Genomic DNA, 15964 nt, shown 5'->3' with positions numbered 1-15964 from the left:
AGGACCGCCATGATCTCCACCCTCCACTCCCGCCAGCGTCGCGGGGCGGACGGTGATCCCGCCCCGCGACTGGCCTACGGCGCCGACTACAACCCCGAGCAGTGGCCGAGGGACGTGTGGGAGGAGGACGTCCGGCTGATGCGCGAAGCCGGCGTCACCGTCGTGTCCGTGGCGATCTTCTCCTGGGCCCGCATCCAACCGAGCCCGGACACCTGGGACTTCGGCTGGCTCGACGAGGTCATGGACCTGCTGCACGCGGGTGGGATCGGCGTCGACCTCGCCACCGCGACCGCCTCCCCGCCGCCCTGGCTGACCACCGCCCACCCCGAGGTCCTGCCGGTGACGGCGAACGGCGAGACGGTGTGGCCGGGGGCCCGGCAGCACTGGCGGCCCACCTCCCCCGTCTTCCGCGAGCACGCCCTGCGCCTGGTCCGCGAGATGGCGAACCGGTACAAGGACCATCCGGCGCTCGTGGCCTGGCACGTCTCCAACGAACTGGGCTGCCACAACATCTACGACTTCTCCGACGACGCGGCCCGCGCCTTCCGCGTCTGGCTGCGCGCCCGCTACGGCACTCTGGAGGCCCTCAACCACGCCTGGGGCACGGCCTTCTGGTCGCAGCGTTACAGCGACTGGGAGCAGATCCTGCCGCCGCGCCTCGCCGCCTCCCACCCCAACCCGACCCAGCAGCTCGACTTCAAGCGCTTCTCCTCCGACGCGCTGAAGGACCATCTGCGCGCCGAGCGGGACATCCTGCGGGAGATCACTCCCGACGTACCCGTCACCACGAACTTCATGGTGATGGGCGGCACCAAGGGCATGAACTACCCGGACTGGGCGCAGGAGATCGACTTCGTCTCCAACGACCACTACGTCCACCCCGGTCCCCAGGACCGCGACGAGCTGTCGTTCTCCGCGAACCTCGTCAGCGGTATCGCGGGCGGCCGGCCGTGGTTCCTGATGGAGCACTCCACCAGCGCCGTCAACTGGCAGCCGGTCAACGTGGCCAAGCGGCCCGGCGACCTGGCCCGCGACTCGCTGCTGCACGTCGCACACGGCGCGGACGCGGTGTGCTTCTTCCAGTGGCGGCAGTCGGCGGCCGGCGCCGAGAAGTACCACTCGGCGATGGTCCCGCACGCCGGCGCGGACAGCGACCTGTTCCGCGCGGTCGCCGGTCTCGGCGCCACGCTGCGGACCCTCGCTCCGGTCGCGGGCACCGAGCGGGAGCCCGCCGCGGTCGGCATCCTCTTCGACTGGGAGTCGTGGTGGGCCAGTGAGCAGGACTCCCACCCCACCTCCCTGCTCGACTACCGGCAGGAGGCGCTCGACTGGTACTCGGCGCTCCTCGCCCTCGGGGTGCGCGCCGACCTCGTCACCACCCGCGCCGACCTCTCCCGCCACCGGATGCTGATCGCCCCGGTGCTGCACGTGGTGCCCGCCGGGCTCGCCAAGGAGCTGACGCGCTACGTCGAACAGGGCGGCCACCTGGTCACCACGTACTTCTCGGGCGTCGTCGACGAGAACGACCACGTCTGGCTGGGCGGCTACCCGGGCGCCCTGCGGGAACTGCTCGGCATCCGCGTCGAGGAGTTCGGGCCGCTCCTGGCCGGGGAGAGCGTGGAGCTGGACGACGCCTCCACGGGCAGCCTGTGGACCGACCGGATCACCCTCGCCGACGCCGGCACCGAGGTCCTGGCCCACTACCGCACCGGTGTGCACGCGGGCCGGCCCGCCGTCACCCGGCGCCCGTCCGACGGCGGTTCGGCCTCCTACGTCTCCACCCGCCTCGGCGTCGACGGGCTCGCCTCACTGCTGCCGCGCCTGCTGGAGCCGGCCGGGGTCGGCAGCGAACTGCCGGCCGACGTGCGCGGACGGGTGGAGCTGACCGTCCGCCAGGGTGCGTCGGGCCGCTTCCTGTTCCTGGTCAACCGGACCGACGACACCGTGCATGTGGCCGGGCTGGGCGGCGACGTCCTGCTCGGCACGGCCGACGGGGGCGGCGCCGTGGTCCTCGCCCCCCGGGAGGTCGCCGTGGTGCGACAGCCCGCCGTCTGAGGGGTCCTTGCACCATGAGCGCCTGATTCAGGCCGCGTGGTCCGGTGCCGCGCACCGCAAGGCGCCGGAGAGCCCTCGTAGCGGAGCTACCAGGGCTCTCCGGCAACGCCGCGAGGTGCGGTACCAGACCGCGCGGCCCAGGCGGGCACAGCGCACGGACCCCTGAGCCCGCGCACGCAGACCTTCCCCGCACCCCCCACGACTCCTCGGCACGGCACCCATCCGTACCGGGGGCCATCCCCTTCCGCCCTGGCGGCGGGAGGGGCCCACGCAGCGACCGCACCGCAGTTGGGAGCACACGATGGCACGCCGTACCCGCAGCAGACGGTCCCTCGGGGCCGCCGCACTCACCGCCCTGGCCACCGGGGCCGCCCTGCTGAGCGTCCCCGCGCAGGCCGAGGCCGCCGCCTCGGTCACCGTCCAGCCGGACCCGTCCTACCAGCAGGAGAAGTTCGAGGGCTGGGGCACCAGCCTGGTCTGGTTCGCCAACGCCACCGGCGACTACCCGCCGGCGATCCGGGAGAAGCTCGCGCGTCTGCTCTTCGACGACAGCGGCCTCGCGCTGAACATCGCCCGGTACAACATCGGCGGCGGCAACGCCCCGGACGTCAAGGACTACCTGCGCGCCGGCGGTGCCGTCGAGGGCTGGTGGAAGGCCCCGGCCGGCACCACCCGCGAGGACACCGACTGGTGGAGCGCCGACGACCCGGCCGACTGGAACAAGAACGCCGACGCCACCCAGCGCTGGTGGGTGGACCGCATCAAGAAGGACATCACGCACTGGGAGACGTTCAGCAACTCCCCGCCCTGGTTCATGACCGTCAGCGGCTACGTCTCGGGCGGGTTCGACGCCACCGCCGACCAGTTGAAGACCGAGTCGGTCGACGACTTCGCCGCCTACCTGGCGGGCGCGACGAAACGGCTGGAGAAGGCGCACGGCATCAAGGTCGCGACCGTCGACCCGTTCAACGAGCCGAACACCGACTACTGGAGCACCCGTCTCGGAGCGGACGGCGAGCCGGTCGGCGGCCGTCAGGAGGGCGCCCACATCGGGCCCGGCCTCCAGGAGAAGGTCCTCGCCGCCCTGGCGCCCGCGCTGAAGAAGGCCAAGACCAAGGCGCAGATCTCGGCGATGGACGAGACCAACCCGAGCATCTTCGCGCAGAACTGGAACGCCTACGCGCAGGCCTCGCGCGACCTGGTCGACCAGATGAACGTCCACACCTACGGCACCGGGCAGCGCACCACCGTGCGCGACCTCGCCAAGGCCGCCGACAAGCCGCTGTGGATGAGCGAGGTCGAGGGCGACTGGGGCGACGGGCAGAGCTTCACCGACATGCGGCCCGGTCTCGGTCTCGCCCAGCGGATCGTCGACGACCTGCGGGAGCTGGAGCCCAAGGCCTGGGTGTTCTGGCAGCCGGTCGAGGACTACGACAACATGAAGCCGGGCGGCGAGTCCGCCAAGGGCGGCAACTGGGGCAGCATCCAGATGCCGTTCAGCTGCACCTCCGCGGACACGCTGGAGACCTGCCCGATCTACACGAACACCAAGTTCGACACCGCGCGCAACTTCACGCACTTCATCAAGCCCGGCGACAAGCTGATCAAGGTGAACGACACCTCCAGCGCCGCCGCCGTGACCAAGGACGGCAAGGGCCTCTCGCTCGTCCACGTCAACAGCACCACCGAGGCCCGCACGGTCACCCTCGACCTGTCGAAGTTCCGCAACGTGACGCGCGACGCGCTCGTCACCCCGGTCGTCACCAGCGCCGACGGCAAGCTGGAGCGGCAGGCACCGATCCGGGTCAGCGACCGCAGGGCGACGTTCACCGTGCCCGCCCAGTCGGTGACCTCCTTCGCCGTCCGGGGCGTCTCCGGCGTCGCGAAGGACGCCCCGCTGATCAGCAAGGGCCACACCTACACGCTGACCGGCGTCCAGAGCGGCAAGGCCGTGACGGTCGCCGCGAACGGCACGAACCTGGTCATCGGCACCGGCAACGACAGCACCGCCCAGCAGTGGCAGCTCGACGCCCGGTACGGCGAGACCGGCGCGCGCCAGCGGTACGTGTTCGCCAACCCGGCCGAGGGCAAGCGCCTCGCCGTCCGCGACAACGTGCCCGTGGTGGAGCCCGACACCGGCGAGCGCGATGCGGCCACCGAGTGGATCATGTCGACCACCGGTGACGGCACCTGGACGCTGGTGAACGCGGCCACCGGCCGTCTCCTCGAGGTCGGGGGACAGGCGACGCACGAGGGGGCCGCCGTCACGACGTGGCAGGCCAACTCCGGCGCCAACCAGCGCTGGCGGGTGACGGACGTGACCACCACGGACTGACCCGCTTCGGCGACACCGCTGACACCTGTGCCCGCACCGCGTCCTGCGCGGTGCGGGCACAGGCATGCGGGTCCGAGGCGCCGGTTCGCCGCGCGGGCGTGCCGACCGAGGCGCCGGTCTGCCGCGTGAGCGTCCGGGCCGCGATGTGCCGGTCTGCCGCGTGAGCGTCCGGGCCGATGTGCCGGTCTGCCGCGTGAGCATGCTCAGGAGCGCAGCGCCCTGCGCAGCCGGCCGCGCGAGGCCCGCTCCCACAGTGTGGGCAGTTCCCGCTCGTGCGCGGCGGCCGAGGCCTGCTCCAGGCCGTGGAGCAGACCCCAGGTGAAGCCGGGCTCGCCGGCGGCGTGGGCGGCGACGGCGTGGCGGCGCAGGGTGTCGCGGGCGACCACACTGTCGTGGTGGTCGCCGAGCGCCGTCTGCACGGCCTTGGTCTCCTTGGCCAGCCGCTTCGCGGCCCCGCCGAGGGCGGGACGGGCCGCCTCGGCGGCGTAGCGCAGGCGCTTGGCGCCCTTGCGGGCGTGGTGGAGTGCGGCGTCGCGTTCCGGACCCGGGGGTGTGCCGAGGGCCCGTTCCACACGTCCCGCGAGCCGGTCGTACTCCTTCAGGATGGCCTTGGGCAGGACCTTCGCCGGCTTGCGGGTCGCCCTGGGGCGCAGCGGCGGGTGGGTGGTCAGCCGGTGCAGCGACTCCAGGAGAGCCACGTAGCGGGGCGAGGTGAGCGCGGCGAGGGAGCGTTCGCGGGCCTCGGCCGAGCGGGCGGCCTCCCAGGCCTGCAGGCGGGCGGAGGCGGGGCCGAGGACGAGTTCGCCGGGCAGTTCCTCCAGTGCCGTGCGCAGCCGCTCCCCCAGCACCTCCTGGTCGCGCTCGGCCCCGAGTTCCGCGCCGAGCCACCTGAGCTCCGCGCGGATCGGGTCGGTGACCTCGCGGTCGAAGAGGGAGCGGTACGAGCGCAGAGAGCTGCGCAGGCGCCGGCAGGCGACCCGCATCCGGTGCACGGAGTCCGGCAGCGCGCGGCGTACCGCCGGGTCCACGTCCACGAGGGTGCGGACCTGCTCGTCGATGTAGGCGAGCACCTGCTCGCCCGCCGAGCCCCCGGCCACCCCGGCGGGCCGGTCCGCTGCGGACTCCGTGTCCCCGGCGGTCTCCGTGAGGGCGCGGGTCAGCTTGGAGGGCGTCCGCAGCCGGGCGTAGCCCTCCTTGCCGAGGGCCTTGTCGACGCGCTTCAGCAGGCGCTCGTCGCCGTCCTCGACGAGTTCGACCTCCAGCTCCGCCCAGTCCGCGTGCCCGCCGTCGGAGCGCAGGGATTCGGCCCGCACCTCGTCCAGGACGACCTCGGCGAGGAGGGCGCCGTCGGAGTCGACGAGTTCGCGTACGGCCCGGTGGGAGCGGATGCGGACCACCGGCTCCAGGCGGGCGCCGCGGGTGCGGGAGAGCGTCAGCTCGCGCAGCCGGTCGGGGATCTCCTCCTGGAGGGGGGCGCGGACCTCCTCGCGGGTGTCGTCGTCCAGCGGCAGCTTGAGGTGCCAGCCGGAGTCGGAGCCGCCCGTGCGGCGGCGCAGGGTCGCGGCGCTGCGGGTCAGCCGCAGGTCGGCGGTGTCGTAGTAGACGGCGTCCAGGTCGTGGGTGCCCACATCGATGAGGGAGGTGCCGCTTCCCGCACCGGTCAGGCCGGACAGCCTGGGGAAGCCACCCGAGCCCGGCACCTCGTACTTGCGTTCGGTCTCCCGTGTCGACTGGGTCATGTATTCCCGGTTGACCCGCTGCGCCGAATCAAACCTGCGCCGGATCGAACCTGTCGGTGCCGGCCGCGGGAACGCGCTCCAGGACGCCGCCGGCGAAGACGTCGTACAGGGGCAGCGTCTCGAGGTGGACGTAGCCGATGTGGCAGTCGCAGACGGCCAGCGGGCAGGGGCGGGGGCGCAGGGCGGCACGGTAGGAGCCGTCGTAGAGGTTGCCGAGCCCGGTGCGGACGAAGTGGCAGCGGCGGACGGTGCCGTCCCCGTCGACGGAGATCACGGACTCGCCGGTGCGGCAGGGCAGGCCCGCGCTGGGGTGCGGGTGGCGGCTGTAGGGAAACAGGGGGTCGAGGGCGGTCCACGGGCCTGCCTCCTCGTCCGTGTAGGTGTGGCCCTCGGCGGCGTTGATCCACAGGTAGACGTGGCCGGGCAGGTCTGCACGCAGACGGCGGGCCGCGTCGAGGTGCTCGGGCAGCCCGACGACGCCGACGCTGAAGCGGACGCCGCGCCCGGCGAGGTCGCGGCACTTGGTGAGGAAGCGGTCGTAGGGGGTCTGGCCGGGGTGGTAGGTGCACCACAGGGCGAGGGTGTCGAGGTCGGCCCCGGCGAGCCAGTCGGTGCGGCAGCTGAGGTTGGTCTGGATCGCCACGCGCCGGATGTGCGGCAGGTGGGACAGCTCGGTGAGGGTGCGCCGGTACCAGGAGCGGACCAGGCCCTCGCCCCAGGGAGTGAAGAGGATCGAGAGGCGGTCCTCGGTCTGCGCGGCGGCCCACCGCGCGAACCGCTCCAGGGCGGCGCGGTCGGCGCGCAGCTGGGCGGTCGTGTCGCGCCGCTTGGCGAAGGGGCAGTACGGGCAGTCGTAGTCGCAGGAGGCGAGGGGGCCGCGGTACAGGAGAGTCAGGTCCATGGCGGGCCGGTCACTTCCGCTCGTAGGCGGCCATCGCGGCGCGGACGGCCGGGGAGAACAGCTCGGGGCCGATGGCGTCGGAGTGGGCGAGGCCCTCGGGGGTGAGCCGGAGGGTTCCGGGGTCGTCGTCGGTCAGCCAGCCGCGGTCGGCGAGGCGGGCGAGTTCGGGGCCGAAGTCGTCGGCGGGGCCGCTGCCGAAGCGGGCGCGGTAGCCCTCCAGGGGCAGGCCGTCGGCCTGGAGGAGGGACTGGAGGAGGTGGCGGCGGCGGGGCTCGTCGCCGTCCATGCGCCGGCCGTACTCGGCGCGGGCGAAGTCGGCGGCGGGCCGACGGACGTAGGCGTCGACGATCGCGCGGATCTCGCGCATGTCGACGGCGTAGTCGAACGAGTAGTGCAGGCCGGCCGTGTAGGAGCGGGCGCCGCAGCCGAGGCCGATCATGCCGTCGGTCTGGCAGGCGTGGTCGTCGGCGCCCTGGGGCGGGGCGTCGGCGCGGCGGAACATGCGCATGGACCGCTGGGTGTAGCCGTGCGCCAGGAGGTGGTCGCGGCCGGCGCGGTACAGGCGCAGCCGCTGCTCGTCCCAGGCGGGGTCGGGCCCGGTGCGGCGGCGGTCGAGGCCGGTCAGGGGGCGGACGTAGAGGGGGTAGAGGTAGAGCTCCTCGGGGCGCCAGGCGAGGGCCGCGTCGAGGGAGTGCCGCCAGGTGTGCTCCGTCTGGCCGTCGATGCCGTAGATCAGGTCGATGTTGAGGACGGGGACGCCGGCCTCGCGGACGCGGGCGAGCGCCGCCTCCACGTCGGCGCGCCGCTGCGGGCGCACGGCGGACCGGGCCTCGGAGTCGACGAAGCTCTGCACGCCCAGGCTGAGCCGCGTGGTGCCGCGGGCGGCCAGCACCGCGAGCCGGTCGGCGGTGGCCGTGGCGGGTGAGGCCTCGACCGACAGCGGTACGGCCCGCAGGTCGGCGCCCATGCGGTGCTCGGCTATGTCGCACAGGCGCTCCAGTTCGGGCGCGGTGAGGAAGGTGGGGGTGCCGCCGCCGAATGCCGCGGTGGCGAAGCGGACCCGGTCGGTGTCGCCGAGGGCCTCGCGGACGGCGTCCGCCTGGCGTTCCAGGGCGTCCAGGTAGGCGCCGGTCAGGCCGTCGGGGGCGCCGATGCGGGTGAAGAGGTTGCAGAACCCGCAGCGGACCTCGCAGAAGGGGATGTGCAGGTAGAGGGAGAGCGCGTCCTTGGGTTCGTTCGCCCACAGGGCGCGCAGGGACGGGCGGTCGGCCAGCCCGCGGTAGGCCGTCTTGTGGGGGTAGGCGTAGACGTAGTGCCGGTAGGGGCTGGTGAGCTGGGCGGTGGTCATCGGGCGGCCTCGGCGCGGTCGAGGAAGAAGTGGGCGTACGGCACGGTCCACACGCAGGGGTGGCCGAGGCGGTGGCCGGTGTAGCCGTCGTCGCCGTAGGCGGTGCCGTGGTCGGAGCAGACGACGGCGAAGCAGCGGCGGCGGCTGCTCACGGCGGCGAACAGCCGCCCGATGTGCCGGTCGACGTACTCCAGCGCGGCGGCGTGCGTCTCCCGGCTGTCGCCGGCCTCACGGGTCGCGCCCGGCAGGTGGAACCAGTTCGGCTGGTGCAGCGCGGAGACGTTGACGAAGAGGAACAGCCGCTGTGGCTCGGGGAGTCGGCGCACGACCTCCTCGGCGCGGGCCACCTGGTTCTCGAAGGACCGGGGCGAGGTGACGCCGAACTCCGGTGACCAGTGGGACTCGTCGAACAGTCCGGGCAGCACCGAGCCCAGCGGGCCCTGCTTGTTGAAGAAGCCCACTCCCCCGACGCACACGGTGTGGTAGCCCGCCGCGGCCAGGCCCGAGACGAGGTCAGGAGTGTCGTACACGAAGGTGCCGCCGGCGGTGGTCTCGCTGCCCGCGAAGCTCGCCGCGAACAGACGCGGGTGCGGTCCGGGGGCGGCGGGGGTCGGCAGGAAGCCGGCGAAGATCGCCTGGTGGGAGGCGTAGGTGAAGCTGCCGGGGGCGTGCCGCTCCTCCCAGCGGCCGCCCGGGAGGTGGCGGGTCAGGTTCGGGATGCGGCCGGCGGCGGCCAGCTCGGCGGCGACGTCGAAGCGGAGGGTGTCGAGGGTGACGAGGAGCAGGTCGTGGCTGCCGACGACCTCGTTCATGTCCGGCTCGCCGCCCGGCGCGGCCGACGCGGTGGGAGCGCTTGCGGGCGGGAGCGGCTCAGTCGTGGGGACGGGCGAGGGCATGCGGACTTCCTGTTCTGTTTCCGTGCGGGTGGAGCCGGTGGTGCGGGTGGTGCGGGTCCTGGTGGTCGGGTGACGGGGTGTGGGCGCGCAGTGCGGCGGTCACCTGGGCGGCGTAGGTGTCCAGGCCCTCCGCTCCGCTTCCGGGCAGGCCGGTGAGACGGGGCAGCAGGTCGCCGAAGGCGTTGACCTCGCCGACCGCGGCTCTGCGCCAGCCGACGGCCGGCAGGAGGTCGACGCCGACGCAGAGGGTGCGCGGGAAGCAGGCCGCGGCCCGCTCGCACACGCCGAGCACGTCGGCCCAGCGGGCGCCCGCCGCCTCGACGGCCCGCCGCGCCGCGTCCAGGTCGCCGCGGCTGCCGCCGAGATGCAGGTTGGTCAGCGGGGTGCGGCTGGTGCGGACCACGGCGTGGGTGGCCCGGCCGGCCACGACGACGACCCTGAGGTCGGCGGCGCGACCCTCCTGGGAGGCCTTCGGCAGCCAGCGTTCGACGTGCAGTCCGTCGGGGGCGAGCGCGTCGACGACGGCCGCGATGTCCCGCTCGTGTTCGTAACGGCGCACCTTGAGCGAGTTGTACAGGCCGCCGTCCGGCGCGCGCTCCACGGAGGTCGTGGCCCTGATCCGCCCGGCCCCGCCCGACTCCACGGCGAGCACACCCGACGCCGACGAGCCGTGCGCCGGCTTCACGAACAGCCGCGGCATCCGGTGCTCGCGCATCAGCGCCCGTACGTCGTCCCAGCCGCGCACCGGCGCCGCATCCGGGCCCGAGGTGGGTGAGGCGGGGACCGGCACGCCCGCCGCGTCGAGGACCCCGTGGCATCGCCGCTTGTCGAACAGCACGGCCAGGTCGTCCGGGTCGTCGAGGCGGACACCGCCGCGCAGGGTCTTCAGCGCGGCGGTGAACCCGGCGTACCAGCGGGCCGAGCCCTCCACGCGGGTGGGGTCTCCGGTGCCGCGCAGCAGCCGGTCCACCTCGGCGTTCTCCCCCGGTGAGTCGATCCGGACGATCTCCTCGGGTCCGAAGTCGGCGCCGCCCGCGCGCAGGACGTCCGTCCACGCCACGACCCGCGGGGCGGGTACGCCGGACGCGCGCACCGCGTCGGCGAAGAGGGCGACCCGGCGGTTCTCGGGGTTGCCCACGACCGCGAAGCGCGGCCGCGGGTCAGGCGCGGACGGCGCCATGGCGTCTCCTCGGGGGGTGCGGTGCACGGCGGCCGGGTCACTCGCCCACGGCCACGTACCGCCACACCGTGCCGTCGTCCTCCTCGTCCTCGTTCGCGTCGTCGCGGTCGAGGTGGACCTCGACGCCGGCGGGTTGCAGGGTCTGCCGGATCCGCTCCAGGAGGGGCTCGCGGATGTAGTGGTGGTGCAGGTCGAGCGACCTGAGGTGGGTGAGGGGCTGGCCGCCGAGGAGGGCGGCGGCGCCCTCGTCGGTCAGCACGCCCATGGACAGGTCGAGCGCCTCCAGGCGGGCGGTGACCGGCGCGGAGGCGACGGCGGCGGCGACGGCGTCCTGGATCTCGCTGTTCCGCAGGGCCAGATGGCGCAGACTCGGCAGGCGGGTGCCGGAGAGGATGCCCTCCAGGTCGGCGGCCTCGCTGTCACCGCCGTACTCGGACGTGCCGAGCCACAGGTCGAGGTGCTCCAGTGCGGGCAGGTCGCTGGCGCCGACGCCGCGGACGACGGCCGCGGGCAGACCGCCGCTCTCCATGGTCAGCCTGCGCAGCCGGGCGTGGCGGACGGCGGGGAAGCGCAGGCCGGACCCGCCGCGCACGCCGAACTCCTCCAGCTCGGGGAAGGCGGTGAGCAGGGGCGTGACGTCGGTCTGGTTGATCCAGGAGATCTCGCACTCCTCCATGACCATGTCGCCGACGAAGACCGCCCGCAGGGCGGGGAAGCGGTCCTTGGCGGCCACCAGCGCCTCGATGACGGCGGAGGGGTCGGTGTCGTACGCCTCCTTCCAGGCGCCGACGATCAGGGCACGCACCCGGGTGGTGTCGACGGCCGCGCAGAAGCGGGTGAAGGCGTCCGGCCACTCCTCGTCGGCGTCGTACACGTCGCTGGTGATCCGCCAGGCGAAGGAGTCCGCCTCGGGCAGGTCGTCCGTGCGCTCGCCGGGGCCCGGGAAGGTGTACGCGGGCAGCCCGTGCAGCGCGTCGAGGTGATCACCGATGGTCATGCGGCTGCTCCTGTGCAGAAAAGGGAGGCGTTCCGTGATGACCGCAGTTGTACCAACAGGCACTGACAACACCCGGCGGCGGGGGCACCGTTCGGCCCGTTGTCAGTGGCGGCCCCCACCGCCTGGACGTTCGGGCTGCCCGCGCGCACCTACGCGCCGCTGCGCGAGACGTGATCCGCCGTCGCGGCCGCGGCCCGGGCCGCCCGGGGCCCGCAGCTCAGCTCTCGGTGTCGGGAAGGCGCGACAGGAGGTCCGCCACCTGCCGGCGGACGACGTCCCGGCCCTGCGCGGGCAGGGCGCCGAAGTCGGTCCCTTCCAGGGCGTGCAGGACCTGGTCGGTGTCGGTGCCGACGTCGCAGGGCGTGCTGTCGCCGAGGACCTCGTAGCCGTCGCGGACGGCGACCCGCAGCCGACGGCCTCCGTCGCCGTCGACGTGCACGGCGGTGGCGACGACGAAGGGCGGCGGCCCGCCCGCCTCGGCCGGCAGCTTGCGGTAGCCGCTGGCCAGGGGGTCCCGCCAGCGCAGGTCGAGCAGGAGGGGACGCTTGGCGACGACCTCGGCGAGGTCCGTCTCGTGGACGCGGTCGGGTTCGAGCACGGTGGCCCGGGCGTTCAGGACGAGTGCCGCCGGCAGCAGACAGCGCAGGGTGCTGCCGACGATGTTGCCGCCGACGGTGGCCGTGCGGCGCACGGCTCCGGTGCCGACCGTGCCGGCGGCGCCGCGCAGCACCTCCGGCATGTCGGCTCCGATGCGGTGGAGCGTCACGGCCGCGCCGAGCGTGCCCTGCCGGACGACGTTGGCCTCGGGCAACTCACGCAGGGAGACCGCCTGTTCGGGAAAGCCGTCGCGCTGCCAGGTCGCCCACACGAGGGTGGCACCGCCGATCGGCACGGCTCCCTCGGCCAGACACCGCTGGGTTTCGGATATGGAGGTGGGAAGACGCAACAACACGGCAATCGACCTGCCTTCCCGGGAAGTTGGCGATGAGGACCGAAAGCCCTCAGCCAGATGACCAATGGCCAGACCGAATTGTGCCCATGCCCGTGGGGGCGCGTACAGGGCTCACATCGGCGCCATGTGCGCCCTCGTGCTGGGCGGCGGTCCTGGCCGTCCGGGGGGAAATTGCGTTGCGGTCGCCCCTGCCTCCCCGGACCCTGACCGCATGTCCTATCTCCTGCGCCCCGCCGCGCTCGACGACGCGCCGATCGTCACCGGCCTGCTCAACGCGATCGACGAGATCGAGATCGGCCGCCCCGAGACCGATCTGCACACCGTCGAGGCGGACCTGAAGCATCCGGAGACCGATCTCTCGCAGGACTCCTGGCTCGCCTTCGACGGGGACCGGCTCGTGGCCTACGGGCTGCTGTGGGACGAGTCGGGCGGTGAGCGCGTCGACATCGACCACTACGTGCTGCCCGAGCACCAGCGGGCCGGAGTGCTGCTGCTGGAGGCGATGGAGGCCCGCGCGCTGGCCAGGGCCCGGGGGAACGGCGCCGACCGGGCCGTCGTCCACCTGCATCTGAACGTGCGGCCCACCATCGACACCGACCTGCTGCGCACCCGCGGCTGGACGGTCGTACGGCGCTATCACGTGCTGCGTCGACCCGTCGATCCCGCGACGGATCTCGCTCCGGCCCTTCCCGACGGCGTCCGGGTGCGCGCCTGCGCCACCGAGGCGGACCGTCGGCGCGTGCACGCGCTGCACCAGGCGAGTTTCGCCGCGCACTTCGACTTCCAGCCCCGCGGCTACGAGCAGTGGCTGCACGACGTCGACGCGACGGGACTCGACTGGTCGCTGGTGTGCATCGTCGAGACCGACGACCTGGGGGACGCGGGGTTCCTGCTGGCGCGCGACGACCGCGAGGCCATGGGGTGGATCCGGAGCATCGGCGTCCGCGACGCGGCCAGGGGCCGCGGCCTCGCCGGGCTGCTGCTGCGGCACGCCTTCGCGGCGTTCGCCGCCCGGGGGCGGGACACGGTGGGACTGGGCGTGGACACCTCCAACGCCACGGGGGCCCCGCGGTTGTACGCGCGTCACGGGATGACCGTCCACTACGCGGTCGACACCTGGGAGGCGGTCCTCGCCTGACCGGGCGGTGAGCGACCGCACCGGCTCAGTCGCCGAGGGCCAGCCAGGGGCGCGGGTCGGCGTAGTAGCCGTCGTGGACGACCTCGAAGTGCAGATGGGGGCCGGTGGACAGGCCGGTGGAGCCGACCCGGCCGAGCGGTGTGCCGGCGCGGACGGTCTGTCCGACGGTGACCTCCAGGGTGGAGAGGTGGCTGTAGGTCGTCTCCAGCCGCCGGCCGTCGAAGACGCCGTGGTCGACGACGATCCGGTTGCCGTAGGCCCTGGTCATGGCGGCGAAGACGACCCGCCCGTCGCGGGCGGCGGAGACGGCCGCCCCCTGCGGCGCGCCGAAGTCCACGCCGGTGTGGAGCTTGGTGACACCGGTGAGGGGGTGCTCGCGGGCGCCGTAGGGCGAGGTGATGAGCGAGGTGGAGACGGGCGGGGCCAGGATCGCGTCGGCGGGGCTGCCGCCGGTCGGCCGTTCCCGGTCGAACGTCGCGTAGCGGGCGACGAGCGCCTTCACCTCGGTGAGATAGGTCCGCGCCCCGTCCGGCACCCGGCCCGCCTCGGCGACCGCCCCGGTCCCCACCGCGAACGCGGCGAGGGTGAGGTCCACCAGGTCCCCGGTGACGGTGCCGTCGGTCCTGAGGCCGGTGACCTCGCCGGCGAGGGAGCAGTCCTGACGGCCGAGCGCCATGACGGCGTCGGCGGGATCGCGCGGCGAGGACCGCCCGTTGCCGTCGTCGTCGCGGCCCCATGTCCGCCACTCGGCGTCCGTGAAGCCGGCGATGCCCTGCTCCCCCGACAGTCCACCGGTGTCGTTCCGCCAGCCGGAGAGCTGGTCGATCTGGGCGGCGAGGACGGACGGCGTGACGACGGTGCAGGTCGCGGCGGCCTTGCGCAGCCAGGGCCCGTACGTGTCGTCGATCCCGTTCACGGCGCTTCGCCGCTGGTCCGCGCCCGTGTCCCCGTCCAGCGGGAGGCCGCCCGTCAGGGCGAGGAATCCGGCCACGGCCGACAGGGTGACCAGTCCGGGCAGCACCAGCAGTGTGAAGGCGCCCGGCCCGCGCCGGCGGGCGCTCGCCGGCACCGGCCGCGGCTGCGCCAGTCCCCCCGGTGCCGGCCGTGACCCGGGCGGGGTCGCGGGCGGACCGGTCCGCAGGGGGCTGTCGTCGCTCGCTCCGTCGGCCGTTGCGGGAGGATCCTCGTGCTCACGGGCGGACGCTGTCGTACTCACGGGCGGACGCTAACGCGTCGTCCGGCTCAGGTCATCGGACGCAGAGGCAGAGGGCCCCGGACTCAGGGGCAGACCTCGGGCGTCCATCGGACCCCGCCCACCAGGAACGTAGGGGACCGGGAACCCGGGCACGGGCCCGTGGACGTACACGGGCGGCGGGACCGGTGTCGGCACGGGGGCGGTGCGCACCGGCGGGCGGCGGCGGGCGAGCCACAGGACGGCCGCGGCGTACAGGGCGATGCCCACGACGTCGACCACGACGAACGGCCACGGCATGTCGGCGGCGGTCTCCTCGCTGTCGAGGCCGCCGACGACGGCGGCCAGGGCGCCGAAGGCGAGGAGGTTGTTCACGACGTGCAGGCCGATGGCCGCCTCCAGACCACCGGTGCGCACGGTCAGCCAGCCGGCCACCACGCCGAACACGGTCAGGTCGACGAAGCCCCACGGGGTGCCCCAGCCGTGGCCGGCGGCGAACAGAACCGCCTGGAACACGACGGCCCACCACGGCGAGCGGAAGAAGGCGCCCACGGCCTGGGTCAGCCAGCCGCGGAAGACGTACTCCTCGGCCGCCGCCTGCAGGGGGACGAGCAGGAGCAGCACCACGAGAGCCGGAGCGAAGGCGTCCCAGCCCGCCCACCGTGACGGCGGTGTGCCGTCGTCCACGGGCAGCAGGTACATCACCCCGGTGGTGAGGAGCAGGACGGGCACGGCCGCCAGCACACAGAGACCGAGCCACCGCCCCCGCAGACCGCCGGTCACCGAGGAGACCGTGCCGGCCGGGCGGCGGCCGATCCAGCGCACGGCGAGCAGCACCACGGGGATGCCCGCGGCCAGCAGCGACAGATCGACCGCGGTGTCCGCGAGCGGTCCGAACTCCACCTCTCCGTCCGCCCCTTCGCGGTAGCCCCCCAGGGTCCCCAGGGCGGAGACCAGGCCGTACAGCAGGCCGACGCCGAGCGTGTACGCCACGATGACGAACAGCGTCTGCAACAGCGGGCGCCACCAGCGGTGACGTCCCGAGACCCGGGCCAGCCGGTGGTAGGCGAGGGGTTCGGCGAGGTGCGGAGGTGTCATGGGCTCCAGCCTCGCGTCCGGTCCGCGCCCTCGCCTCGCCCCCGGGCAGGAACGGCGTCTCCATCGGAGGGTGGAGAGCGGCCTCCTCCCGGGGACCGGTGTCCCACCCCGGGGCCCTAGGCTCGTCGGCGAC

12 protein-coding genes are annotated in these 15964 nt (G+C 73.8%); 3 read left to right on the top strand and 9 right to left on the bottom strand.

The features are described from left to right. The first annotated feature begins 9 nt into the window (after positions 1-9). Together ACZ4YY_RS20300 and ACZ4YY_RS20295 are read left to right on the top strand one after the other, a co-directional pair. Positions 10-2055, top strand: a complete 2046-nt coding sequence (locus tag ACZ4YY_RS20300; protein ID WP_468291742.1) for a beta-galactosidase — start codon at positions 10-12, stop codon at positions 2053-2055. Positions 2056-2356: 301 nt separating this feature from the next. Beyond that, positions 2357-4390, top strand: coding sequence for an RICIN domain-containing protein (locus ACZ4YY_RS20295; RefSeq protein WP_468291740.1), 2034 nt, complete (start codon positions 2357-2359; stop codon positions 4388-4390). Positions 4391-4593: 203 nt separating this feature from the next. Here the strand turns inward: ACZ4YY_RS20295 and ACZ4YY_RS20290 are convergent, their stop codons facing one another. The 7 genes from ACZ4YY_RS20290 to ACZ4YY_RS20260 form a co-directional block, all read right to left on the bottom strand. Further along, the gene (locus tag ACZ4YY_RS20290; protein WP_468291737.1) at positions 4594-6129 is read right to left on the bottom strand and encodes a CYTH and CHAD domain-containing protein; all 1536 of its coding nucleotides are present in this window, start codon (positions 6127-6129) and stop codon (positions 4594-4596) included. A gap of 28 nt (positions 6130-6157) precedes the next feature. After that, positions 6158-7030 carry an STM4011 family radical SAM protein gene (locus tag ACZ4YY_RS20285; RefSeq protein ID WP_468291734.1) on the bottom strand — a complete coding sequence of 291 codons (873 nt, stop codon included), beginning with the start codon at positions 7028-7030 and terminating at the stop codon, positions 6158-6160. 10 nt (positions 7031-7040) lie between these two features. After that, positions 7041-8378 (bottom strand): STM4012 family radical SAM protein, encoded by a 1338-nt coding sequence (locus ACZ4YY_RS20280; RefSeq protein ID WP_468291731.1) that lies wholly within the window; start codon positions 8376-8378, stop codon positions 7041-7043. After that, on the bottom strand, positions 8375-9190 hold the full coding sequence (locus ACZ4YY_RS20275; protein WP_468292135.1) for an STM4013/SEN3800 family hydrolase: 816 nt from the start codon (positions 9188-9190) through the stop codon (positions 8375-8377). The genes ACZ4YY_RS20280 and ACZ4YY_RS20275 overlap by 4 nt, the downstream gene beginning before the upstream one ends. 58 nt (positions 9191-9248) lie before the next feature. Further along, on the bottom strand, positions 9249-10454 hold the full coding sequence (locus ACZ4YY_RS20270; RefSeq protein WP_468291729.1) for an STM4014 family protein: 1206 nt from the start codon (positions 10452-10454) through the stop codon (positions 9249-9251). Positions 10455-10491: 37 nt separating this feature from the next. Next, a complete protein-coding gene (locus ACZ4YY_RS20265) occupies positions 10492-11451 on the bottom strand; it encodes an STM4015 family protein (protein WP_468291726.1) in 960 nt (319 codons plus the stop codon). 217 nt (positions 11452-11668) lie between these two features. Continuing rightward, positions 11669-12403 carry an FAD binding domain-containing protein gene (locus ACZ4YY_RS20260; RefSeq protein ID WP_468291723.1) on the bottom strand — a complete coding sequence of 245 codons (735 nt, stop codon included), beginning with the start codon at positions 12401-12403 and terminating at the stop codon, positions 11669-11671. 211 nt (positions 12404-12614) lie between these two features. On the opposite strand from ACZ4YY_RS20260, the gene ACZ4YY_RS20255 reads away from it, so the two are divergent. Then, on the top strand, positions 12615-13541 hold the full coding sequence (locus ACZ4YY_RS20255; RefSeq protein ID WP_468291720.1) for a GNAT family N-acetyltransferase: 927 nt from the start codon (positions 12615-12617) through the stop codon (positions 13539-13541). Between the two features lie 25 nt (positions 13542-13566). Here ACZ4YY_RS20255 and ACZ4YY_RS20250 read toward each other — a convergent pair whose 3' ends face one another. Further along, positions 13567-14757: a M23 family metallopeptidase gene (locus ACZ4YY_RS20250; protein WP_468291717.1), complete on the bottom strand. Its 1191-nt coding sequence runs from the start codon at positions 14755-14757 to the stop codon at positions 13567-13569. 9 nt (positions 14758-14766) lie between these two features. Next, positions 14767-15831, bottom strand: a complete 1065-nt coding sequence (locus ACZ4YY_RS20245; protein ID WP_468291714.1) for a lysostaphin resistance A-like protein — start codon at positions 15829-15831, stop codon at positions 14767-14769. Positions 15832-15964: the final 133 nt, after the last annotated feature.

It is taken from the genome of Streptomyces sp. NPDC030143 (assembly GCF_055573695.1).
The sequence above is the reverse complement of the archived record's forward strand: the minus strand, read 5'-3'. Positions and strand labels throughout refer to the sequence as shown.

Coding starts and splice junctions, on each gene's coding strand:
- ACZ4YY_RS20300 (WP_468291742.1), top strand. CDS start 10: ATGATCTCCACCCTCCACTCCCGCCAGCGTCGCGGGGCGGACGGTGAT.
- ACZ4YY_RS20295 (WP_468291740.1), top strand. CDS start 2,357: ATGGCACGCCGTACCCGCAGCAGACGGTCCCTCGGGGCCGCCGCACTC.
- ACZ4YY_RS20290 (WP_468291737.1), bottom strand. CDS start 6,129: ATGACCCAGTCGACACGGGAGACCGAACGCAAGTACGAGGTGCCGGGC.
- ACZ4YY_RS20285 (WP_468291734.1), bottom strand. CDS start 7,030: ATGGACCTGACTCTCCTGTACCGCGGCCCCCTCGCCTCCTGCGACTAC.
- ACZ4YY_RS20280 (WP_468291731.1), bottom strand. CDS start 8,378: ATGACCACCGCCCAGCTCACCAGCCCCTACCGGCACTACGTCTACGCC.
- ACZ4YY_RS20275 (WP_468292135.1), bottom strand. CDS start 9,190: ATGAACGAGGTCGTCGGCAGCCACGACCTGCTCCTCGTCACCCTCGAC.
- ACZ4YY_RS20270 (WP_468291729.1), bottom strand. CDS start 10,454: ATGGCGCCGTCCGCGCCTGACCCGCGGCCGCGCTTCGCGGTCGTGGGC.
- ACZ4YY_RS20265 (WP_468291726.1), bottom strand. CDS start 11,451: ATGACCATCGGTGATCACCTCGACGCGCTGCACGGGCTGCCCGCGTAC.
- ACZ4YY_RS20255 (WP_468291720.1), top strand. CDS start 12,615: ATGTCCTATCTCCTGCGCCCCGCCGCGCTCGACGACGCGCCGATCGTC.
- ACZ4YY_RS20245 (WP_468291714.1), bottom strand. CDS start 15,831: ATGACACCTCCGCACCTCGCCGAACCCCTCGCCTACCACCGGCTGGCC.